The sequence below is a fragment of the Streptococcus mitis genome (genome assembly GCF_001579045.1).
GTDB classification, from domain to species: Bacteria; Bacillota; Bacilli; order Lactobacillales; family Streptococcaceae; genus Streptococcus; species Streptococcus mitis_D.
In genome coordinates, this window is sequence record NZ_KQ970261.1 from 150,534 (window position 1) to 174,729 (window position 24,196).

The following is a 24,196-nucleotide window of genomic DNA, read 5'->3' on the forward strand; positions in this document are numbered from 1 at the left end:
ATTATTTGAAATAAGGAAAAATAGAGTAGTCCCGCCAAAAATTATTAGCATTTGAAAAAGTTGTGAAGCGTTAATATTAGCAGTCTTTATTGAACTAGCAATACCAAATAAAGATGTTCCAACAATCAGGCTAGATACAAATAGTAATGGTATTGTTCCTAACCATTGTCTTTTTGAGTACTGAAATTGGTAAATGATTAATTTTAGCATAATAAATCCTCCTCAAATTAATCTTTACTACTTTCAAGTGCTTGGTAGAGCTCATCAGCTGAAGGTTTAATAATTTGTCGAGATATTTTTCCGTCTTTTAAAATGAGTGCTCTGTCAGTTTTTGAAGCCAACTCAATATCATGAGTGACCATAAAAACACATTTTCCTTGACTCGCTAAATTACGAAGTGTTTCAAAAATAAGTTTTCTTGAGACGCTGTCCAGAGCTCCTGTTGGCTCATCAGCAAAAATAATTTTACTATCAGCTATTATTGCACGAGTAATAGCCACTTTTTGCTGTTTTCCACCTGATAAGGTAGCAACTAATGATGATAGTTCTGCTTTAAAATTCAAACTATCCAACATTTTTTTTACTTTATTGCTATCAACACTCTTTCCTGAGAGTCTCAGAGGAAGTGTAACATTTTCTAGTACAGGTAGAGCGGGGATCAGATTATAGTTTTGAAAAATTATTGCAATATCTTGCCTTCTAAATTTAGCAAGCTTCCCTTCTTTTAAGGTGTATGGATTTACACCATTGATAACAACTTCGCCACTTGTTGGTTCAGACAAACTTGATAAGCAATTTAGCAAAGTAGACTTTCCAGAACCACTGACACCAAGTATTGATACAAATTCCCCATAATTGACAGATAAAGAAACATCTTTCAAAATAGAGACAGTTTTGTCTTGTCCTAACAAAAATTCTTTTGAAAGGTTTGAGACTTTAACAGCTACATTATTAACCATAATAAATCCTCCTGATTCCAGTGTCATCTTTGATTTAATTATACAATATTGTAATTCTATTAATATCAAGCAAGTAACTTATGAAACGTATTTTTAATGGATAAAATTCCTAGTTCCTCTGGATCTCGAATAAAGGTCTTTAGCGAACTAAGAATCTTTTCTATTACCATAATAGTATCATAAATGAGACTTGATTGAAAGCGTAAACATAGCTTTATTAAGAGATACAACTATTCTATACAAAATTTAAACATAAAACTTAGGTATACTTAATAAATGAGAATTAAAGTTAGCTATAACGAAGATAGTAGCATATGTAAAACTCTAAGCAGGCAGAGCCTGCTTAGAGTTTTACAATCGAATTTCCCAAAGAGGAAGCAAGATGAAAGCCGTCATTTCTTGTGTTCATAAGATTCTCAGAATCATTTACAAACTACTCTCCACCAAGCAGACTTATCAAACAGAAAAGGCGCTAGGACTGAGGAAACAGTTCTAACGCCCAAACTAAAAAAATTTCAATTACAGTATAGCACAGGAAGTGATTTTTTGCGCTTTTTTACTATCTTTTTTCTTTACACATTTCGATAAAGTACTGGTGCAAGCGCACATCATCAGTCAATTCTGGATGAAAAGAAGTTACCAACATATTTTTTTCTTGAGCTGCAACGATTTGATTGTCCACTGTTGCTAGAATTTCTACATCTTCTCCAACACTACTGATAATCGGACCGCGAATAAAGGTCATTGGAATCTGACCGACTCCCTTACATTCTGCTTCCGTATAGAAACTTCCTAATTGGCGCCCATAGGCATTGCGCTCGACCACCATATCCATAGTTCCTAGATGACTCTCTTCCTGAGAAGTAATTTCTTTAGCCAGCAAAATTAAGCCTGCACAGGTTCCAAAGGCTGGTAAACCAGATAGAATGGCTTCTCGGATGGGAAGCAACATATCTTGGTCTCGTAAGAGCTTGCCCATGGTTGTAGACTCCCCACCAGGCAAAATCAAACCTGACAAGTCAGTCTGATCTTGCTGAAAATCCTCTAAATTTCTGATTTCAACACTCTCGACACCTAATTGATCTAGCACTTTTGCATGTTCTGCAAAAGCCCCTTGCAAGGCCAATATTCCAATTTTCATCTATTTTCCTCGCTCAGCCATGAGGATTTGGATCTCATTTTCATTGATACCAACCATGGCTTCTCCTAAATCTTCAGAGATTTGAGCCAAGATTTGAGGATTACGGAAGTTAGTCACAGCCTTAACAATAGCACTCGCTCGTTTAACAGGATCTCCTGATTTGAAAATACCTGAACCGACAAAGACACCTTCTGCCCCTAATTGCATCATCAGTGCAGCATCTGCTGGCGTTGCAACGCCTCCAGCCGCAAAGTTTACAACTGGCAATTTCCCATGTTCATGAACGTATTGAACCAATTCTACAGGGACTTGCAAGTCCTTAGCAGCAACATAAAGTTCGTCCTCACGCAGGTTTTGAATACGGCGAATTTCCTGATTCATCATACGCATATGGCGAACAGCTTGAACAATATCCCCCGTACCCGGTTCTCCTTTTGTACGAATCATAGAAGCACCTTCAGCGATACGACGCAAGGCTTCACCCAAGTCCTTAGCCCCACAGACAAAAGGAACTTGGAATTCTTTCTTGTCCACATGGAAACGGTCGTCAGCTGGCGATAGAACTTCACTCTCGTCGATATAGTCAATTTCAATAGCCTCTAAAATCTGAGCTTCCACAAAATGCCCGATTCTGACCTTAGCCATTACTGGAATACTAACCGCTTCTTGGATTTCCTTAATCATCTTTGGATCACTCATGCGGGAAACTCCACCAGCCGCACGAATATCAGCCGGAATCCGCTCCAAGGCCATCACAGCTGCCGCACCAGCAGCTTCTGCAATACGGGCCTGTTCAGGATTCTGAACGTCCATGATAACCCCACCCTTGAGCATCTGCGCCAAGTTTTTATTTAATTCATAACGATTTTCAGTCATTTCTTTATCCTCATCATTTGTATTGGTAGCTACCATTTCATTTTAAGTCAGATTAGAAGGAATCACAAGATAAAAAAAAGATAATTGTGTGGGTACAGATTAATACTCAATGAAAATCAAAGAGCAAACTAGGAAGCTAGCCGCAGGCTGTACTTGAGTACGGTAAGGCGAAGCTGACGTGGTTTGAATTTGATTTTCGAAGAGTATAACTAAAAAACTATCTGACCTTAACTTAAAGCCAGATAGTTCATCATTTTTATTTTTCAGCTGTAAGGGCAGCCATTGTAATGTAGTTGTATGGTTTGTTGAAGTGTGGCAAGAAGAATAGGTCTGTCAAGGCCAATTTATCAATTGTCACATGCTCTTGGATAGCAAGTGAGAACATGTGGATTCCCATGCTGATTGCAGAATCGTGTGAAACCATTTGTGCACCAAGAATTTCACGGCTATCTTTGTCAAAGACAATCTTGATGGCAACTTCATGGTTGTCATGCTTCATAAATTCTGGTTTTTGAAGATCGTTAAAGCCTGTTTCAGTTGCATTGTAACCAGCAGCTTTCGCTTTTTCAAGAGTCAAACCAGTTGAAACCATGTGAAGACCGTAGATAGAGATACCGTTTGAACCTTGAACACCGATACCTTCCAATTCATGTCCACAAGCATTGTAGGCACCAACGATACCAGTACGAACAGCGTTTGAAGCAAGCGCGATGTAGCTTGTGTCTTTACGAGCGTTGTCATAAACAGTCGCACAATCACCAACAGCAAATACACCAGGAAGTGAAGTTTCTTGTTTCTTGTCTACAAGGAAGGCACCGTTGCGGAAGAGTTCAATCTTGCCGTCAGCAAGAGCTGTGTTTGGACGGAAACCAACTGCAAGGATAACCATATCCACGTCGAAACTTTCTTTATCAGTAATCAAACGTTCTACTTTACCGTCACCTTCGATTGCTTTAACAGTTTGACCAAGCGCCAAGCGGATGTTGTGGTCTTCCAAGTTCTTCGCCATCATTTGTGTGAAGTCTTTGTCATAGTAGCCGTTTAAGACTGTATCTACGATATCAACAAGGACTACTTCTTTTCCAAGACGTTCGAAAGCTTCAGCAAGTTCAACACCGATGTAGCCACCACCAACAACGGCGATACGGTCAAGGTGTTGGCTCTTGTCAGCAAGTTTATTGATAACTTCTTCAGCGTTTTGGTACAATTTCACGAATTGTACATTTTCAAGAGTTGCTTTAAATTCGCGGTTTCCTTTAACAATTTCAACACCTTCGATTGGTGGCAAGATTGGTGTAGAACCTGTAGCGAAAATCAATTTCTCGTATGATTCTTTGTGCTCTTTCCCTTCAACTTCTGCTGTAACTACTTTGTTATCATAGTCGATTGAAAGAACTGGTGAGTTCATGTAAACCTTAGCACCTTTAGCTTCCAATTTTTCTTTATCAGAATAGAACAAGCCTTCAGCACCGTCGATTTGTTCACCAATCCAAAGGGCCATTCCACATCCTAGGAAAGAGATGTTAGAGTTTTGGTCAAATACAACGATTTCGTTCTCATTGCCAAAATTATCCAACATAGTATTAATACATGCTGTACCAGCGTGGTTAGCACCAACTACAACGATTTTACTCATAGAAAAATTCCTACCTTCAATTTTAAATTTACCCTACTAGTATACCATTTACTGTTAGCGTTTACAAGAGTTTGGCTGATTTTTCCTAATTTTTTGTAAAAAATTGTAAATAATCTGTAATTTAACACAGATTATTACAATTATTTTTTATTTTCTGAGCATACTTCTTGACATCTTTACAAATTTTATTTGTGAAAACGCTGACTTTATGGTATGCTAGTATCATGGAAAGAAAATGTAAGGGGTTCATTTTTCATAAATTTACTATATTTCAACCTTCTTTTCATAAGAGAAAGGAGTTGGTAGCTTGCCTCTTAGTTCACATTCTGAACGCCTAATGGGAACCACTATCACTATTTCATTAGTGGATGAGCGAGCTGATATCTTGCTCCAAAAATCCTTTGATTTGCTTAAAGAGCTTGAATACCGCTTCAATGCCAATAGTCAAGAATCAGAGTTGATGGAAATCAATTATCAAGCTGGAATAGCTCCAGTCAAAGTTCATCCTGATTTGTTTGAATTGATTTCACTTGGATTAGAGCATAGCCTAGCGCCCTCTAGTCATCTCAATATCAGCATTGGTCCCTTGATTCAAACTTGGCGCATCGGTTTTTCAGATGCCAAAGTGGCCCAACCTCAAGAAATTGAATCGGTGCTCCCTTTAATCAATCCTCATTATATCGAGTTAGATTCTTCCACTTCCACTGTGTTTTTAAAACAAAAAGGAATGAAGATCGATCTTGGTTGTTTAGCCAAGGGTTATAGTGCGGACAAGGTTGCCCAATTTCTTAGAGAAGAGGGAGTGACATCTGCCTTGATCAATCTGGGAGGGAATATCCTGACTATTGGAAAAAATCAGGCAAGAGCAAATCAGCCTTGGCAAATCGGGATTCAAGACCCAGCCAATCCAAGGGGAAATCACTTAATGACCATCCCTGTTGTCAATCAATCTGTCGTGACTTCGGGCATTTATGAACGTCACCTGACAGTTGATGGAAAAGATTACCATCATATTTTTGACAGTCAAACAGGATATCCTATTGAAACGGAACTAGCAAGTCTAACAATTATCTCTGATAAATCAGTTGATGGTGAAATCTGGACAACTCGTTTATTTGGAGAAAGACCTGCTTCTATCCTCTGGCAAGTCGAAAGTTTGGAGGGCATCGAAGCGATTCTGATTGATAAGGAAGGTCACCTCAGTTGTTCTTCAGGAATTCCTACTCTATAGAGACAACTGTTTCAATGGAGTTTTAAAATCGTATTATGTAAAAAGAGAAAGGAAATCTCATGTTAAAACTTATTGCTATTGTTGGAACAAATTCAAAACGTTCTACAAACCGTCAATTGCTTCAATACATGCAAAAACACTTTGCTGACAAAGCTGAAATTGAACTTGTTGAAATCAAGGATATCCCTGTCTTTAACAAGCCAGCTGACAAGCAAGTACCTGCTGAAATTCTGGAAATTGCTGCTAAAATCGAAGAGGCAGATGGTGTTATTATCGGTACTCCTGAGTACGACCACTCTATCCCAGCTGTTTTGATGAGCGCTCTTGCTTGGTTGTCTTATGGTATCTACCCACTTTTGAACAAACCAATCATGATTACAGGTGCTTCTTACGGTACACTTGGTTCATCACGCGCCCAATTACAACTTCGCCAAATCTTGAATGCTCCAGAAATTAAAGCAAGTGTCCTTCCAGATGAATTCTTGCTTTCACATTCTCTTCAAGCCTTTAATCCAAGTGGAGATTTAGTAGATCTTGATGTTATTAAAAAACTGGATGCCACTTTTGACGACTTCCGTATCTTTGTAAAAATTACAGAAAAATTGCGCAACGCACAAGCCCTACTTCGCAAAGATGCTGAAGACTTTGACTGGGAAAATTTGTAAGATAGGAGACCAAAAAGAATGAAATTTGTTGGACTTGTAGGATCAAACTACGATCAATCATATAACCGTAAACTCTTGGAATTCATCCGTCGTCACTTCAAACTCAAATTTGAATTAGAAGTCCTTGAAATTGACGAAGTTCCAATGTTTAACCAGGACGAAAAATGGGACGAAAGCTTCCAATTGCGTCTCTTGTATAACAGAATTACGCGTGCTGATGGTGTCATTATTGCTACTCCTGAGCACAACCACACGATCTCAGCTTCTCTTAAATCAGTTCTTGAATGGCTTTCATACGAGGTTCATCCTTTTGAAAACAAACCAGTTATGATTGTGGGAGCTTCTTACTATGATCAAGGTACTTCTCGTGCCCAAGTTCACCTTCGTAAGATTCTTGACGCTCCAGGTGTCAATGCCTATACACTTCCTGGAAACGAATTCCTTCTTGGTAAAGCTAAGGAAGCCTTTGATGTTGATGGGAATATTACAAATGACGGAACAGTTAAATTCCTCGAAACTTGCTTGGATAATTTTGTAAAATATGTAGGAGTTGTTTCAAAATTGAAAAAACCAAAACCAATTGAACCAGAAGATTTGGATTGTGGCAGACCAATTGCTACCACAATCACAGAAGTTGATCCCGATGATCCAGAATGGGTAGAAAAAGCAGCTGAACTTGTTGGAGCTGTTTCTGGAGATACTTACGTTAAATTAGACCATGGTATCTTGACAGTTAACCAAATTGACATGTTCTTGAAAGCAATGCCATTTGAGTTGACATTTGCAGATGATAACAACCAATTCTTATACTACAATAATGTTCACCAAGATCCAAACACCATGTTTGCTAAACGTGTACCATCTCAATCTGGTAACCGTCTCTCAACTGTCCATAACTCACTTCCCGGTGGACGTATGAAAAATGTTGAATGGGTTGTCGGTGTACTGCGTAATGGTGATCAAGAATATGTTCGTACAATCGTTCCTGGATCTCCTGCAGGGGTTATTAATACTCACAACTATCAAGCTATGTACTATCCTGATGGATCATACGCTGGTATCAATGAAATAGTCTTCAACTTCCAACCATGGCTTGATTGGTACCTCAATACAACTGGTCAACGTCTAGTTGGTGGAAATGCTGCAGCTCCTGCTGGCGGGCATGGTCACGGTGATGCAGATGCTACATCTGGAGCTTCTGATGCAGGTGATGCTGGAGGTCACGGTGGTGGCGCAGACGCTACATCTGGAGCAAGTAACTAATAATAGTTTTATACTCAATGAAAATCAAAGAGCAAACTAGGAAGCTAGCCGCAAGCTGTACTTGAGTACGGTAAGGCGACGCTGACGTGGTTTGAATTTGATTTTCGAAGAGTATTAGGAACCATTTTGGTTCCTTTTTAAGTGACAAAAGACTAGCAGTTTGTGTCTGCTAGTCGTTTTGTTATCGTTTCATCAATCTTTGTCAAAAGAACGAATATTTATTATGAATTTGGATCATCGAGACTACGACCGTGTAACCCTTTTTCACGTTGGACTTGACGTAGTTTTTCTGGTGTAACATCGTTTCCTTCTTCGTCCACAATTTTGATCCCTTCGATGTGGTGACGAACAGCGCGACGATAACCTTCGATGTACTCCTCACGTAGTTTAGCTTGTTCCACCTTTTCAGCTGGGGTTAAGCCTTCTACTTTTTTCTTTTTAGCAAGCTCATTGATACGAGCAATTTTTTTCGGATCCATTTCTTCTCCTTTGTGATAAGATAAAGTCCGTTTATCAAATTTTATTTAGTGTTAATTTGGTTAAAACGAGCAAGCTTAGCAGCTTTTTGAGTTAAATGAGATAAGATAGCCAAACGATTTTGACGGACAGCCTGATTTTCGGCCATAACCATAGTATTTTCAAAGAAAGCATCAATGACCGGGCTAAGAGCAAAGAGTTGTTTCAATTGTTGTCTTGCAGTACCTGATAAAACGAGTGTTTCTACTGCTTCCGCCAAGGCTTTTTCTTCTTCATTCTCAAAGAGAGCTGAATCAACTGCAACAACTCCTTCTGCCTTCTCAGCTAAGTTAAAGGCACGAGAAAGTGATTCAACAGATGGTTTAAAGTCTTCTTCCTTGCTTGCTTCTACAAGAGCACTTGCTACTTCTAGCATATCTGCCACAACAAAGTTTGATCCTGCAAGAACGGCTTCCTTGATGTCTTTTGGAGTAGAACCCATCATCTTATCAACACGAGCCTTGATAAAGTCCATCACATCTGCCTTATTTTCATAAGTCAAACTATCGAAATTCAAAGCATAAAGGCTATCAATCAGATCATCCATAGCAATATGCCAACCAAAAGCATCCAAGATACGAACCACACCTTGGGTTGCACGACGAAGGGCATAAGGGTCATTAGAACCTGATGGAATCAAACCTACTGAGAAGAAACTCAAAATCGTATCCAATTTGTCTGCAATGGCTAGAACTGCGCCGACCTTGCTCTCTGGAAGTTCTCCTTCAGCTGATGTAGGCATGTAATGTTCACGAATAGCAGCTGCCACTGCTGGAGTTTCACCAGCAAGAAGGGCATATTTTTCACCCATAATTCCCTGGAGCTCGTCAAATTCACCAACCATACCTGTCAACAAGTCAAACTTGTAAATGGCTGCTGCACGGGCTAGGTCAACTGTTTCATCAGCTGATAAACCTGCTTTTTCTGCCAAGAGAATAGCAATCTGACCAGTACGAATCATGTGTTCACGAAGGGAACCAATTTTCTCATGGAAAGTCACATTGTTTAATTTTTCAACAAGATCTGAAATGACCAATTTTTGATCTTCACGCCAGAAGAATTCACCGTCTTCCAAGCGGGCTACCAAAACTTTTTCATTTCCTTTGATGACATTTTCCAAATGCTCTGCGTTTCCGTTACGAACAGAAATGAAGTTTGGCAAGAGTTTTCCATCTTGATCACGAACAACAAAGTAACGTTGGTGTTCCTTCATCGAAGTTACCAAGACTTCTTCCGGAACTTCAAGGTATTTAGCATCAAAACTTCCCATAAAGGCAGTTGGGTATTCAACCAAGTTCAAGACTTCATTCAGCAAATCAGCATCAATCTCGATACGTACACCATGTTCAACTTCGATTGCCTTGATTTGGTCAACAATCATTTGCTCACGTTCACGTGGATCTGCAATTACATACTGTGCACGAAGGTCTTCTTCATAGCTCAATGCTGACTGAATCTTAGTTTCTTGTCCCAAGAAACGATGGCCACGGCTCACACGCCCTCCCTTAATATCAAGGAAATCCAAATCAAATTCTTCTTCATCTAAAAGAACTGTTAAAGTGTGAACAGGACGAATGTATTCAAAGCTATTGCCAGCCCAGTGCATGCTGACAGGGAAAGTCAATGACTTCAAGACATCTACAACACCAGGAACAATGGCTTCAACTGCTTGACCAATTTCTTCCTTAGTGACATAGACATATTCTTCACCCTTGATTTCACGGAATTCGATATCTTCAACCGTCAAACCTTTGCCACGAACAAATCCTTGAGCTGCTTTTGTGAAGTTTCCATCACTATCCAAGGCAATTTTCTTTGCTGGCCCCTTAAAATCTTCTGTCAAATCAGCCTGTTTGTCTGCAAGACCAGTCACACGAACAGCCAAACGACGTGGTGTTGAGAAGGTTTGAACAGCTTCAAAAGACAGGCGGTTTTCCTTGAGGAAGGCTGCCATTTTTTCGCCTAGTTGTTTTTCACTTGGTGTGACAACATAGGCTGGTAATTCTTCAAGACCGAGTTCTACTAATAAGTTTTTTGTCATGTTTTTTCTCCGAAAAGTATCTTTTTATTTTCCAGCTTGCCTTATGTGATTGGCACGCAAGCAACCAACTTCGTTGTTTCATTGCTAAAATTGGAGCCAAAAGTCTCCAATTTTGCCTAGTATCCTTAGTTTCACTAAGGATACCTTCATCACTGCGACAACTTGCTCAGGGCTCACTCTGTTCGCCCATTTTCGTAATTTGTCACTCTCTTTATTCTGCGTCTTCTGCTAGGAGTTTAGCTCGTGTTGCTTCATCTAAAAGTGGGTAGCCTAGGCGTTTGCGTTCTGCGACAAAGGTTTTGGCTACGACACGGGCCAAGTTACGGATACGTGCAATATAGCCTGCGCGCTCTGTTACAGATACGGCACCACGTGCATCAAGCAGGTTGAAGGTATGTGAACATTTGAGAACATAGTCATAGGCAGGGTGAACCAAGCCTTCTTCCAAGGCACGACCAGCTTCTTTTTCAAACTTATCAAAGTTTTCAAGCAACATTTCTTGATCCGAAATTTCAAATGAATATTTTGAATGCTCGTACTCAGGCTGGATAAAGATTTCTCCGTATTTTACACCATCGGCCCACTCAATATCATAGACAGAATCTACTTCTTGAATGTAAGAAGCCAAGCGCTCCAAACCATAGGTAACTTCCGCAGTCACAGGGCCAGTTGCCAGTCCACCTACTTGTTGGAAATAAGTGAACTGAGTGATTTCCATACCGTCAAGCCAAACTTCCCAACCAAGACCAGCTGAACCAGTAGATGGATTTTCCCAGTTATCCTCAACGAAACGAATATCGTGCTCCAAAGGATTGATTCCCAATTTTTCCAAAGACTCAAGGTAAAGTTCCTGGATGTTTGATGGAGATGGCTTCATGACCACTTGGAATTGGTGGTGTTGGTAAAGACGGTTAGGGTTTTCCCCGTAACGACCGTCAGCAGGACGACGTGATGGCTCTACATAAGCCGCATTCCATGGCTCAGGTCCGATAGCACGAAGGAAAGTGTAAGGACTCATTGTTCCCGCACCTTTTTCATTATCATAAGCCTGCATAAGCATACAACCTTGGTCATTCCAAAATTGTTGCAAAGTAAGGATGATTTCCTGGAAAGTCAATTTTTTAGACATTATTTACTCCTTTTTATATAAATTACTTGCGACACGAGTCTGCCTCGTCGATCATACGAGGCAAGACGAGTTAGTACTGCGTCTAGCTCAGGCACTCTAGTGCTGAGCGTGGTGCAGCCCGACTGTAAGGAGGCCTCTGCCACTGACGCAGTAAAATGTTAATTTCTTAGACATTTTTTACTCCTTTAGTTTTTATATTTCTTTCTCAATTAATTTTTGCTGAACAAACCAATTCAACAAGGGAAGAGTTTTATCTGTATTTGCCCATAGATGATAAGAATCAAAGACCGCTTGTACACTACCTAGATTTTCTACCAACTTATCTACTGTCAAAAAACTGCGCCAGTATTCGTAAAAAATACTTGCATAGTTCTTATCATAAGTCGAAGAACCAAAATCATTCAATGAATGCCAACCATACTTCTTCTGAAAAAGTTCTACGAGAGATTGATTACAAATTTTTTCCGCCTGAAATTCCTCTTCTGTCAAGAAATACTTGCGACTAATATATTCAACCATCCCCTCTTCGAACCAGATATAAGAGTCATAACCATCAAAATCATCTAAAAAATACTCCGACCAATGAGCTAACTCATGTCCTATAATCTGTAAGAGGAAATTTTCAGATAAAGAATGATAGTGACTTTCTATTGCTTGAGTTTGCTGAGAACACTCGTAGTCCATCAACTGATACAAATACAACTCTTTCCAAACAGCTAAATCAGGCGTCATAACCATTCGTCTATTATTTGTATAGGCTGGAACAGCGCTTTCCCTAATAATCTGTGTAGCAGCATTAAAACTTGACCAAATAACGGCTTGCGGTAAATCACAGACTGCAAGTTCATTCTTTAAAAAAGATTGATAATCTTTCAACTTTTCAGTATTTCTTACTACAAAATCACGAAATGCAGCTAGTTGACTATCGTCTTTTACAAGATAAAGGTTTTCCACGTCTCTCCTTTCTTTCACACAATAGACTGAATAAGCAAAAGAACCGAATTTCAACACCCAAGCCTTGCGACTAGGGGCGTCAGAAACGCGGTTCCACCCTAATTTATTACTTCATTGTTTTTGAAAATACTACAGAAAGCGCCAGTTCTTTATTTTGCCCTACTTGGCTCCCACTATCCCAAGCTCGCTTGAAGAACGCCATAAGACTTTCTTTCCTGTTGACTATTATATCAAAAATTGGAACAATGTACAATTCTTTTTATGATTTTCTAGAAATCCATATCATCAACTCGTGGAGCACCAGACTGAACAGCAATCGCTTTTAAGGTTTCACGCTCCTCATGACTCAGTTCAATTCCAAAGCAATCAAGATTAGCTTGAATACGAGAAGCTGTGACAGATTTTGGAAGTGGTAAAAATCCTTCTGCTAAGCTCCAGGCCAAGGCTATCTGAGCAACAGACTTTCCGTGATTTGCCGCGATTTCTTGCACTTGCTTGCTATCAAACAATTCTCCCTGACCAAAAGGTCCCCAAGCTTCCAATAAAATTCCTTTTTCTCGACAGTAATCTACGACTTCCTCTTGATAGACACCTGGCGCCAAACGAACTTGATTGACCGCAGGAAGAATTTTTGCTGTTTCAAGCAAGGCATCCAAATGATGGGGAAGGAAATTACTAACTCCGATAGCACGGATTTTGCCTTCTTGATAAAGCTCCTCCATCGCTCTCCAGACTTCTGAATTTCGGATTTTCCATTGGTCATTTTCTCTGAGCGGTTTTGGATTTGGCCAATGAATCAAATACAAATCCAAATATTCCAAGCCCAGCTTCTCTAAAGACTCTTCAAAAGCCTGACGAGCTTGCTCATAGCTGTGATTTGTATTCCAGAGTTTACTGGTTACAAAAATTTCCTCACGCGGAACGCCACTATCTTGAATAGCACGACCAACGCTTTCTTCATTTTTATAAATAGCTGCCGTATCGATATGGCGATAGCCTGCCTTTAAAGCCTCTAGAACAGCTTGATAGGCAATCTCCCCATTTTCAGCTTTCCAGGTTCCAAATCCCAGTACTGGAATCGTAACACCATTATTTAAAGTATAAGATTTCATTATTTTTCCTTTCTATGAGAAGAAAATCCAAAGAAACAACTTCTCAAGGAAAACTTATCTCTTTAGATTTTGTGTATTATTGGTCACGGTCGTAATAGAGCTGGTGAGGTTTAAGACGAGTATCTAACAAATCTGGAATTGTTACAAAGTCATAACCTTGCCCTTTCAAATAGTCAATGACCTTTGGTAAAGCATTCACTGTTTCAGCATGGATATCATGCATGAGAATAATAGAACCATTCTTGACTTCACGCTGAATTTCTGTCAAAATAGATGCTTCATTTTTACTCTTCCAGTCCAGACTATCTACATCCCACATAATAAAGCTCAAATCTAAGCTTTTGCGAATGTCGTCTGTAATAGCTCCATAAGGGGGACGCATAAGTTTAGAGCTAGGACCCAGCACCTTAGTTAGCGCATCCTCCGTATCAGTAATTTGTTTTTTAGCTTCATCAAGGGAAAGTTTTGAAAGCACTGGATGGCTCCAACTATGATTTCCAATAACATGACCATCTGCTTTCATGCGTTTCAAAATCTCCTCATTTCCAGGAACATTCTTACCTAAAACAAAGAAAGTTGCCTTAATACCATACTTAGAAAGTGTATCTAATGCTTGATTTGTCGTCGCAGGATTTGGTCCATCATCAAAAGTCAAGGCCACTACTTTACGATTTTTCTTTTCATAATAAGCCTTATATAGCTCTGCGTCCTTATCTAATAAATAAGAGGACTGAACAACTTCAAAGAAACTAGATACTGGCAAGGCAATCTCATCTAGATTTTCCACTGCCTGACTAGGATAAAGAATAATTTGGCTGTCCTTATAATCAAAGTTCCATGCAGACAAGTCTTGGTCAGAGAAACCTTTAACAATCTGATCAATCTTTTCTTGCTCCAATTTCTTATCCTGTAAGAAAGAAGTCAGTTCTTTTATCAGTTGCTCTTTAGCCTTACTAGCATCTGAAAATAATTGATCAAGTGTAAAAGGTTTACCATCTTCTGTCAAATGCACTTTCGCTAGACTAGTTTTTTCAGTCTCTTCAACTTTTGACGAAGTTAAATCATAGACTTGTTTCATCACACTTCGGTTGACAATACCTTTTAAAGTCGAATCCTGTTTCTCCGTATAATAAAAAACCAGATTTTCCTTGTCTTTCAGATTTTCCTTAATATCCTGTGTCATGATTTCTTTTACAGATAAAATCACTTGCTCCCCTTGGAGAGGATAATAGGCAATTACTTCGGCTTTTCCCTTACGAAAATGATCTTTCTGATTTCCCTCACTTAATTGATCATCTTTCTCTTTTTTAAGCGATTCAATCTTTTGTTCAAAGTTTTGTTTTGAAAATACCTTGTATCCAATCATTGAACCAAGGACGCAAATACTTACCGAAAAGATAGCTACTAGGGCTATTAAACCGATTCTCTTTTTATCGTGCTCAACACGCTTTGCTCTACTTTTATTCATAGAACCATCATATCAAATTCAGGCTATAATTTCAATGATTTTAGAGGAAACAGTATATTAAAAAGAGAGGAAGTCCCCCTCTTAAGATTTTATTTGACTGCTTCTTTTAAAGCATCTACCTTGTCCAAACGTTCCCATGGAAGATCAATATCTGTACGTCCCATGTGTCCATAAGCTGCTGTTTGACGGTAAATTGGACGCTTAAGATCCAGCATTTGGATAATTCCTGCAGGGCGAAGGTCAAAGATTTGACGAGCTGCTTTTTCAAGCTTACTTTCAGCTACTGTTCCTGTAGCAAAGGTATCGATACGGACAGAAACAGGCTGGGCAACACCGATAGCGTAGGCCAATTGTACTTCCGCCTTCTTAGCAAGACCCGCTGCAACAATATTCTTGGCAATATAACGAGCTGCATATGAGGCAGAACGGTCCACCTTAGTCGCATCCTTACCAGAGAAGGCACCACCACCGTGACGAGAGTAGCCACCATAGGTATCCACGATAATCTTACGACCAGTCAAGCCTGAGTCTCCTTGAGGTCCACCGATTACAAAGCGACCAGTTGGATTGATGAAGAATTTTGTTTGCTCATCCAAGTAAGAAGCTGGAATAACTTCTCTGATAACCTTGCTAATGACATCATTGTGAATTTGTTCGTTGCTGACTTCTGGATCGTGCTGAGTTGAAATAATGACTGTGTCCACACGTACTGGACGATCATTTTCATCATACTCAACTGTAACTTGTGATTTAGCATCTGGACGAAGATAGCTGATTTCACCAGACTTACGAAGTTCTGCCAGACGACGAACCAATTTATGACTGAGTGAGATTGGCAATGGCATGAGTTCTTCTGTTTCATCCACTGCAAATCCAAACATGAGCCCTTGGTCACCAGCACCAATCAAGTCAAGCGGATCTCGGTCTGCATTCCCACGAACCTCCAAGGCTTCGTTAACACCTTGGGCAATATCAGGAGATTGTTCTACCAGAGATGGATGTACTCCTACAGTCTCAGCAGAAAAACCATATTCTGTATTGGTGTAGCCAATCTCTGCAATGGTATCACGAACCACACGGTTAATATCCACATAGGCATTTGTAGAAATTTCACCAAAAACGTGGACGGAACCAGTATATACAGCTGTCTCCGCAGCAACGTGCGCCTCTGGATCCTTAGCTAAAATAGCATCCAAAATAGCATCTGAAATTTGGTCTGCAATCTTATCTGGATGCCCCTCAGATACAGATTCAGACGTGAATAATTTACGTTCTGACATAAAAATGTCCCCCCTTAAAAATAGTGTTATAGAGTTACAAAGTACTGATAGAAATCCCTATCATCTACGAGTTGCGACACGTAAGAAAAAACGATACTTTTTATTTCTGAAGCTAGTAAGGCGCATAGGGTGACCGCCCTATATCGGCAACCGTAGAATGACGAACGACTTTGGAGCCGTCATTCTTTGCTAGTTGCGACTCGAAAGAAAAAATAGAAATTTCTACCATCTTATCGGGACTATATAACTTTATCATTATACCATTTTTTAACGCAATTTACAGTCTTTAACGTAGTGTTTCTATTTAGATAGTTCATTCTCATAAATAAAAAAGTTGGAGCTCAGTACTCCAACAATTTCTATTAAAATGTTTGACGTTTTGCTTTACGCTCTGCACGACCGCGAGCACGATTTTCAGCACGCTTGGTCTTGCGACGTTTTTCATCAACCGCCCATTGAATTTTCTTCTTATAACCTGGTTTGACTTTTTTCTTTTCTTTTTAACCAAACCAATCATTTCGATATCAAGTTTATCTTGTGTTTTCTCACGGTTGGCACGACGATCACGGTCATAAGTATCTTGAAATTCCCCGTCTTTGACCATCTTAGGAGTAAACTTGATTCCCAATTTCTCCAACTCACGGATATCCGAGTCATCACTTGGCTGATAAAGGGTAATAGCTGTACCTGGTAGTCCATTTCGTCCAGTACGACCAACACGGTGAACAAAGAAGGACAAATCTTGCGGAATGGCATCATTGATGACATGGCTGACACCTTCAATGTCAATTCCACGCGCTGCCAAATCTGTTGCGACAATATACTCAAAATCCAGATTTTTCACCTGGTTCATGATACGTTTGCGCTCACGAGGGGCAATATCCCCATGAATCTTTGCCACCTTCAAACCTTGAGCAGTCAAGTATGCATGTAATTCATCAGCACGCGTTTTAGTGTTAACAAAAATCATTGCCAAATACGGTTGCATCAACTGAGTCAACTGGTAAATTTGAGCATTCTTATCTCGGCCCTTGGTTGAAATCAACCAATTATCAATGGTATCAGAAATGACCGTTTTGGTCTTGATTTTCTCCATAACAGGATTTGATAAGTATTTTTTCAAGAATGGTTGCAATTTTTGTGGAATAGTAGCTGAGAAGACCATGAATTGCAGGTCTTTTGGAAGGCTGCCAGCAATCTTATCAACAGTTTCCAAGAATCCCATATCCAAGGTCATGTCTGCCTCATCGACCACAAAGGTCTTGGCCTTGTGAATAGCCAAATCACCAGATTTAACCAAGTCGTAGATACGGCCTGGTGTTCCAATAACAATATGAGGCTGATTGCTTGCCAATTTCTCAATCTGGCGAGCCTTATCCGTACCACCCACATAATTAACCACACGAACTTCGACATCTGAGTGAGCAGCAATCTGGCGGGCTGCTTGGTAAATTTGAGTAGCCAACTCACGACTCGGTGCAGTAATCACTGCTTGTACACTATCGCTAGCTTCATCTAATTGCTGGAAAATCGGTAACAAGAAAGTATGAGTCTTACCTGAACCTGTTTTTGATTCTCCTACTAGGTCACGACCTGCCAAGACAATGGGAATCAACTTATCTTGTACCTCTGTTGGAGTTGTAAATTTCAACTCCTGCAAGGCTTCTCTAATATAGTTTTTAAATTGAAATTTCGTAAATGACATAATATCCTCGATTCTATCTATCCTATCAATTATACCATATTTTATTCCATTTCAGTAATCTCACTTATTTAGGCTATTTCCTGTAGCTTCTCTAGTCAGAAAAAGGCTGGAACTTGTGAATCCCAACCTCTTTTCAGTCATTATTTCCAGTTTAACATAGCATTCAAGCCATAGTGATCACTCACTTGCGGATTATTGTTACCATCAAATACGACATGTAAATTTTCCACCGCTAACTCTTTGGTAGTAAAGACATAGTCGATTCGAAGGGGTTCTGTATTCCCCTTCCAGCCATCAATTTCTGGTGGAACAGTATAGCTACCACTTTTCTCTTGAGCAACTTCAAATGCGTCTTGTAAGCCTAATGGACTAGATAAAATAGCTTGGTAGCCTTCCTTACCTGCTGGATTGTTGAAATCTCCAGCTAGCAAAAGCGGCTTGTTCAATTCTTTCAAGACAGCCTCAAATCGTGCCCATTCTTCTTGGAAACCTTTATCCCACCAAGAAAGGTGGACACTTGCAACTGCTAGCTCCTTACCATCGACTACAGTCTCAGCTAGGGCAACACGACGAGTATGATAGTCTGTTGGATCATCCACATCTGAAACTAAAATTTCTCTGGCTTTAATAGGTGTTTTAGACAAGATAGCTACACCTTCATGGTAGCGATCATAACCGATATGGTTATAGGCCCAAGTCCAGTAGTAATTTTTCCCTTGCTCAGACAACTTTTCAACCAAGAGTCTAACATAATGGTCTTGGTGAATAGGCTCTGCTGCTGGCAAAGCTTTATAGAGATCATTAACTTCTACCTTAGGCGAGGTAATCTCCTGATTGATTTCTTGGAAACAAATCAAATCATAGTCCTTTTCAAGAATATCCTCAAGCAAAAATTGGAATTTTTCCTCAGCTTCTTTTTCCATCCAACTGTGAGTATTGAGTGTTAAAAATTTCATTCTTTTCTCCCAAAATAAGAGGTTGGAATACAGCTTCCAACCTCAAGTATATTACAATTCTACTTTAGCAACTGCTGTTTTAGCTGCAAGAGAACCTGTTTTTTCTAATTTAACTGATTTAATTGCATCACCATTTGTGAAGACAACTACTGTTGAAGTTTCACGTCCTGCTGCACGGATAGCATCCAAGTCAGCTGTGACAAGGAGATCTCCTGCTGAAACTTTTTGTCCTTCAGCAACATGAACTGTAAATGGTTTACCTTCAAGACTTACTGTGTCCAAACCAATGTGAACCAATACTTCAAGACCTGCTTCAGTCACAATACCAAGAGCATGTTTTGTTGGGAAGATGCTTGATACAGTACCTGAAACTGGAGATACAATGTTTCCATTTGCAGGTTCTACTGCAAATCCATCACCCATCATTTTTTGAGCAAATACTGGATCTTTTACTTGTTCCAAAGCAACAACTTGACCGTCTGCTACTGAGTAAACTTCCTCAGTAAGACCTTTGAAGTGAACAGTGTTTTGTTGCGCTTCAGTCATTTGTCTTGGAAGAGTTTCAGGAATGATTTCACCTGAATCAAGGATATCTTGGATATCAGATTTCAATACGTCAGCTTTTGGTCCGTAGATAGCTTGAACCCCTTGTCCTTTAATGACAAGACCCATAGCTCCTTCTGCTTTCCATTGCTCTGCATTTCCTACTTTATCTGCATCTTTAACAGTTACACGAAGACGAGTCATACATGCGTCAACATCAACGATGTTTGCACGTCCACCAAGAAGGTTGATAATGTTTACAGCTTGAGAGCCTGCTGCAACTTTCACTTCACTGCTAGCTTCTTCTGAACCTTCAGCAGTTTCGTAGTTTCCGTTACGCCCTGGAGTTGCGTAGTTGAATTTTTGAATCATGAAGTTTGCGATAAAGTACATGATTACAGCAAAGAGAACAGTTACCCAAACGAAGTTAACGATATCCATACCGATACCAGCACTGATTGCAATAGGTGTACGAGTCAAGAACTCGATTGAACCGAATGAGTGCATACGTAGGTTTACGACGTCAGCCATAGCGAAGGCAGCACCTTGAACAAGTGAGTAAACAAGATACATAGGTGTTGCGATGAACATGAACATGTATTCGATTGGTTCAGTAACCCCTGTCAAGAATGTTGCAAGAGCTGTCGCAATCATCATACCTTTGTATTTATGTTTCTTGTCAGCATCAACATTACGGTAGATAGCCACAATTACACCCATCAAGATACCGAATGAACCGATCATTTGTCCAACTTTGAAACGAGCTGGATGTACTGTATCTAACAAGTGTTGGTATTGACTAGCATCAGTACCTTTAAGGTTTACAAGGTCTGTTACCCACGCAAGCCAAAGTGGATCTTGACCAAATACTTGACTACCTTTAGCTGCACCAGTTAAGACACCATAAGTACCACCAAGAGCTGTGTAGTTCATTGGGATAGTCAACATGTGGTGAAGACCAAATGGCAAGAGCAAACGTTCCAATGTACCATACAAGAATGGTGCAAGGATTGGAGCAGTTTCTTGTGAGTTGGCAATCCAGATACCAAAGCTATTGATACCTGTTTGAACTACTGGCCAGAAAGCAGCAAGTACAATTGCAGCAATTACTGAACGAAGAATAACTACAAACGGTACAAAACGTTTTCCGTTAAAGAATGAAAGTGCATCAGGAAGCTTACGGAAGTTGTAGTATTTGTTGTAAGCTGTTGCCCCAATAAAACCAGAAATAATCCCTACGAAGACACCCATATTCAAAGCTGGAGCTTCAAGAACACTGATAAAGTAATCAGCAACTTTGATTGAACCACCGAAGAGAGTAGTTACCATAGCATCTGGATTTTTCAACATATCGCCTGATACACCAAAGATTGTACCAGTGATACGGTTAATCAAGATGAAAGCAAGACCAGCGGCGAAAGCACCACCAGCACGTTCTTTAGCCCAGCTTCCTCCAATAGCAAGGGCGAACAAGATATGAAGGTTAACGATAACTCCCCAACCGATTTGCTCTAGTACACCACCAGTAATAGCGAGTGGTGCAAAGGTTGGGTTAATCATCACGATAGACTTACCGATTGAAATCATCAAACCGGCAGCCGGCATAACCGCGATAACCACCATCAAAGCCTTACCGAATTTTTGCCAAAATTCGAAAGACAAGACATTTTTGAATGTATCTTTCATCATTCAAATCTCCTTTATTTTTATTTAGGCAAACGTTTTACGAAAACGTTTGCACCTTTTATGATTTAATTATACCACTTTAATTTTTTTTGTAAAGGCTTTTATTCAAAAAAATACTCTTTTTTCAAAAAAATTTCTAGTGCAAAAATTCAAGTTCAAGTTAGCCATAAAGAAGCCTTCTCTGAGCGACTCTTTTGGAAGTTCTTTTCTTCTACGCATCTCTTTTCAAACATTATTGTAGCAAAAAAGGAGATTTTGCAATCTCCTCATAAAAGCAGCTAGTTTACCTAAATCTTCAAGAATCGGCGCATTGAAATTCCTGATCCCAGTGAACCAATGAAAATCCCAATCACAAATAATAGGGCAATCATCAGAGGAGTAAATACCTCTGGCGCGATCATAGAAAGATTTTGTCCGACCAACGACTTGTTGACAGATTGGTAAACCATTCGATAAACAATAAAGACCAACACTGATGGCGCAGTTGCTCCAAGTAAACCAATGAAGGCACCTTCAAGTAAGAAAGGTCCACGGATATAACTGTTCTTAGCACCAACCAAGCGCATGATTTGAATTTCGCGACTGCGAGAAATAATGGTAATACGAATGGTATTTGAAATCAAGAAAACTGCAATGAAAATCAAAAGTCCTGCAATAACTAATCCCCAAACACGGATAAATGATGCTAGTTGGAATAGGCGTTCTGTATTGGCACCACCATCCTGAACCTCAGACACACCTTCAATTTTTTTAGCATCTTCAGCTACAGTTTTTACATCACTTGGCGTATTGGTATCAACGATATAGGCATCATAGAGGGGATTGGCATCTCCTTCAAAGATTTTCCAGTTGTCACCCATTGTCTCGGTTAATTTTTCATATTGTTCTTCTTTGCTTGAAAAAGTAACACTCTTAACAGTAGACATCCCCTTCAAAGCATTATATACCTTGTGGTAGTCATTATTTGTAACAGTTTGACCTTCTTTTTCAATAGTCTCACTATTATCAGCTACGTCCTTACGAATGTATACCATTACTCGGACATTATTTTCAATATCTGTAGCTAGTTTCGCTGTATTGAAAATAACAGAAGCAAATATTGCCACCAAGGTCAAAGTAATCATAACTGAGCTGACAGCAGCAACTGTCATCCAACCATTTCGTTTCAAACTTTTTAAGGCTTCAAATAAATGGCGAAAAAATCTACTAATCATCGTATCCATACTCTCCTTTTGATTCGTCACGAACAACACGGCCATTTTCAATGGCAATGACACGATGGCGCAAGGTATTTACAATCTGGCTATTATGAGTCGCCATCAAAATAGTTGTCCCTTGTAGGTTAATCCGTTCCAAGAGATTCATAATTTCCCATGAATTATCCGGGTCCAGGTTTCCTGTTGGTTCATCGGCTATCAATACTTTGGGATTATTTACAATGGCACGTGCAATCGCAATCCGCTGTTGCTCTCCACCTGAGAGCTCATTTGGGAAAGAACGAACCTTGTGCTTCAACCCAACCAAGTCTAAAACTTCCATCACACGTTTTTTGATATTACGGCGATTTTCCCCGATTACTTCCATAGCGTAAGCAATATTTTCATAGACCGTTTTCTTTGGCAACAATTTATAATCCTGGAAGACAACCCCAACACTACGACGTAGAAGCGGGACATCTTTCTTTTTGATCTTAACCAGATTAAAACCAGCAACTGATAGGCTTCCTTTATCGATTTTTACTTCACGATATAGAGAACGAATGAAGGTTGACTTCCCTGCTCCTGAAGGTCCTACAATGTAAGCAAATTCTCCCGGTTGAACGCTGACCGAAACACCGCGTAGGGCAGTCGTTCCGTTGTCGTATTTTTTGACGACATCTCTCATTTCAATGATTGACATGTGAGTTCCTTTCTTTCTTAGCTGATTCGCCACTTGAGGTAGGCATCGATAAAACCATCTAGGTCTCCGTCCATAACCTTATCTACCTGAGCAACTTCAAAGCTAGTTCGATGATCTTTTACCATAGTATATGGCGTGAAAACATAAGAACGGATTTGGCTTCCCCATGTGATTTCCTTTTTCTCACCTTTGAGGGAATCTACCTCCGCAGCTTTCTTCTCTTGCTCCATTTGATAGAGCTTAGCCTGCAACATCTTCATAGCTCGATCTCTATTTCCATACTGGGTACGATCCACTGTTGATTGGACAACAATTCCAGTTGGAATGTGGGTCAAACGCACACCTGTTGAAACCTTGTTGACGTTTTGTCCACCAGCACCACCTGAACGGAAGGTATCCATCTTGATATCATCTTCCCGGATTTCCACTTCAATGGTATCGTCCAACTCAGGCATCACTTCTACAGATGTGAAAGAGGTATGGCGACGTTTGGCAGAGTCGAACGGCGAAATTCGCACCAAACGGTGCACACCCATTTCTGACTTGAGAAGGCCATAGGCATTAGGACCTTCAAATGATAAGGTTACCGACTTAATACCAGCCTCATCACCTGCTTGATAATCCAATACTTCCACTTTAAAGCCTTTAGCATTACCATAACGAGTATACATACGAAGCAGCATATCCCCCCAGTCCTGCGCCTCAGTACCACCAGATCCTGGATGGATTTCCAATATGGCATTGTTGTGGTCATAAGGTTCTGACAAGAGAAGGGTCATCTCGTAACTGGTCATCATCTTATCAAGTTCTGATAACTGTTCGACCAGTTCATCATGCACTGAATCGTCTTCTTCTAAGAAGTCCAATAAAATTTCAACTTCATCCTGCAACTCTTCCATCTTATGGAAGGTATTGTAAGTGTTTTTTAATTCATTTAATTCTTGCGACGTTTTTTGGGCCGCGATATTATCGTTCCAAAAATCAGGTTCTGTCATCTTATTTTCCAAGATGGCAATCTCTTCCTCTAGACCTTCGAGGTCAAAGAGACCCCCTGAAAGAAGCTAATTTTTCACGATTTACGTCAATTTTCTGACGAATTACTGAAATGTCCATAAATACTCCTTTTTTACATCGTT

At 39.8% G+C, this 24,196-nt stretch carries 20 protein-coding genes and 1 pseudogene; 3 read left to right on the forward strand and 18 right to left on the reverse strand.

The features are described from left to right. The 5 genes and pseudogenes from SMIDD28_RS00720 to nox all read right to left on the reverse strand — a co-directional run. Positions 1-210: pseudogene (locus SMIDD28_RS00720) on the reverse strand (hypothetical protein); the annotation flags it as partial. A gap of 17 nt (positions 211-227) precedes the next feature. Continuing rightward, positions 228-959, reverse strand: a complete 732-nt coding sequence (locus SMIDD28_RS00725; RefSeq protein ID WP_061423959.1) for an ABC transporter ATP-binding protein — start codon at positions 957-959, stop codon at positions 228-230. Between the two features lie 559 nt (positions 960-1,518). Then, complete coding sequence (gene pdxT / locus SMIDD28_RS00730) at positions 1,519-2,100, reverse strand: pyridoxal 5'-phosphate synthase glutaminase subunit PdxT (protein WP_061423961.1); 582 nt, start codon at positions 2,098-2,100, stop codon at positions 1,519-1,521. Then, the gene (gene pdxS / locus SMIDD28_RS00735) at positions 2,101-2,976 is read right to left on the reverse strand and encodes a pyridoxal 5'-phosphate synthase lyase subunit PdxS (protein ID WP_000138517.1); all 876 of its coding nucleotides are present in this window, start codon (positions 2,974-2,976) and stop codon (positions 2,101-2,103) included. A gap of 256 nt (positions 2,977-3,232) precedes the next feature. Further along, positions 3,233-4,612: a H2O-forming NADH oxidase gene (nox, locus tag SMIDD28_RS00740; RefSeq protein ID WP_061423963.1), complete on the reverse strand. Its 1,380-nt coding sequence runs from the start codon at positions 4,610-4,612 to the stop codon at positions 3,233-3,235. A 307-nt stretch (positions 4,613-4,919) separates the two neighbouring features. Between nox and SMIDD28_RS00745 the strand changes: the two genes are divergently transcribed. Genes SMIDD28_RS00745 through SMIDD28_RS00755 form a run of 3 tightly spaced genes read left to right on the forward strand, consistent with a single transcriptional unit; the run spans position 4,920 to position 7,771 of the window. Beyond that, complete coding sequence (locus tag SMIDD28_RS00745) at positions 4,920-5,843, forward strand: FAD:protein FMN transferase (RefSeq protein WP_061423965.1); 924 nt, start codon at positions 4,920-4,922, stop codon at positions 5,841-5,843. Positions 5,844-5,902: 59 nt separating this feature from the next. Beyond that, entirely contained in the window at positions 5,903-6,508 is a 606-nt protein-coding gene (locus SMIDD28_RS00750; protein ID WP_000915939.1) for an NADPH-dependent FMN reductase, read from the forward strand. 18 nt (positions 6,509-6,526) lie between these two features. Further along, positions 6,527-7,771, forward strand: a complete 1,245-nt coding sequence (locus SMIDD28_RS00755; RefSeq protein ID WP_061423967.1) for an NAD(P)H-dependent oxidoreductase — start codon at positions 6,527-6,529, stop codon at positions 7,769-7,771. A gap of 221 nt (positions 7,772-7,992) precedes the next feature. Here the strand turns inward: SMIDD28_RS00755 and SMIDD28_RS00760 are convergent, their stop codons facing one another. The 13 genes from SMIDD28_RS00760 to prfB all read right to left on the reverse strand — a co-directional run bounded on the left by SMIDD28_RS00760 (position 7,993) and on the right by prfB (position 24,173). Further along, positions 7,993-8,250 (reverse strand): DUF896 family protein, encoded by a 258-nt coding sequence (locus SMIDD28_RS00760; protein WP_061423969.1) that lies wholly within the window; start codon positions 8,248-8,250, stop codon positions 7,993-7,995. A gap of 41 nt (positions 8,251-8,291) precedes the next feature. After that, entirely contained in the window at positions 8,292-10,328 is a 2,037-nt protein-coding gene (gene glyS / locus SMIDD28_RS00765) for a glycine--tRNA ligase subunit beta (RefSeq protein WP_061423971.1), read from the reverse strand. Positions 10,329-10,539: 211 nt separating this feature from the next. Beyond that, positions 10,540-11,457: a glycine--tRNA ligase subunit alpha gene (glyQ, locus tag SMIDD28_RS00770; RefSeq protein ID WP_000038733.1), complete on the reverse strand. Its 918-nt coding sequence runs from the start codon at positions 11,455-11,457 to the stop codon at positions 10,540-10,542. A 192-nt stretch (positions 11,458-11,649) separates the two neighbouring features. Then, on the reverse strand, positions 11,650-12,411 hold the full coding sequence (locus tag SMIDD28_RS00775; RefSeq protein ID WP_061423973.1) for an elongation factor Tu: 762 nt from the start codon (positions 12,409-12,411) through the stop codon (positions 11,650-11,652). A 269-nt stretch (positions 12,412-12,680) separates the two neighbouring features. Beyond that, positions 12,681-13,523 (reverse strand): aldo/keto reductase, encoded by an 843-nt coding sequence (locus SMIDD28_RS00780; RefSeq protein ID WP_061423975.1) that lies wholly within the window; start codon positions 13,521-13,523, stop codon positions 12,681-12,683. A gap of 76 nt (positions 13,524-13,599) precedes the next feature. Beyond that, positions 13,600-14,991: a peptidoglycan-N-acetylglucosamine deacetylase PgdA gene (pgdA, locus tag SMIDD28_RS00785; protein WP_061423977.1), complete on the reverse strand. Its 1,392-nt coding sequence runs from the start codon at positions 14,989-14,991 to the stop codon at positions 13,600-13,602. Between the two features lie 89 nt (positions 14,992-15,080). After that, on the reverse strand, positions 15,081-16,271 hold the full coding sequence (gene metK / locus SMIDD28_RS00790; RefSeq protein WP_061423979.1) for a methionine adenosyltransferase: 1,191 nt from the start codon (positions 16,269-16,271) through the stop codon (positions 15,081-15,083). Positions 16,272-16,590: 319 nt separating this feature from the next. Continuing rightward, the gene (locus SMIDD28_RS00795; RefSeq protein ID WP_061423981.1) at positions 16,591-17,976 is read right to left on the reverse strand and encodes a DEAD/DEAH box helicase; all 1,386 of its coding nucleotides are present in this window, start codon (positions 17,974-17,976) and stop codon (positions 16,591-16,593) included. A 140-nt stretch (positions 17,977-18,116) separates the two neighbouring features. Next, positions 18,117-18,932: an endonuclease/exonuclease/phosphatase family protein gene (locus SMIDD28_RS00800; RefSeq protein WP_061423983.1), complete on the reverse strand. Its 816-nt coding sequence runs from the start codon at positions 18,930-18,932 to the stop codon at positions 18,117-18,119. A gap of 51 nt (positions 18,933-18,983) precedes the next feature. After that, positions 18,984-21,164, reverse strand: coding sequence for a PTS transporter subunit IIBC (locus tag SMIDD28_RS00805; protein ID WP_081103160.1), 2,181 nt, complete (start codon positions 21,162-21,164; stop codon positions 18,984-18,986). A gap of 284 nt (positions 21,165-21,448) precedes the next feature. Then, a complete protein-coding gene (gene ftsX / locus SMIDD28_RS00810) occupies positions 21,449-22,375 on the reverse strand; it encodes a permease-like cell division protein FtsX (protein WP_061423985.1) in 927 nt (308 codons plus the stop codon). After that, entirely contained in the window at positions 22,368-23,060 is a 693-nt protein-coding gene (gene ftsE, locus SMIDD28_RS00815; protein ID WP_000022265.1) for a cell division ATP-binding protein FtsE, read from the reverse strand. The genes ftsX and ftsE overlap by 8 nt, the downstream gene beginning before the upstream one ends. A 17-nt stretch (positions 23,061-23,077) precedes the next feature. Beyond that, positions 23,078-24,173, reverse strand: a protein-coding gene (gene prfB / locus SMIDD28_RS00820) for a peptide chain release factor 2 (RefSeq protein ID WP_155719301.1) whose coding sequence is annotated in 2 segments (ribosomal slippage) — positions 23,078-24,100 and positions 24,102-24,173 — 1,095 coding nt in all. Because the reading frame shifts where the segments join, the coding sequence is not laid out codon by codon here. Positions 24,174-24,196: the final 23 nt, after the last annotated feature.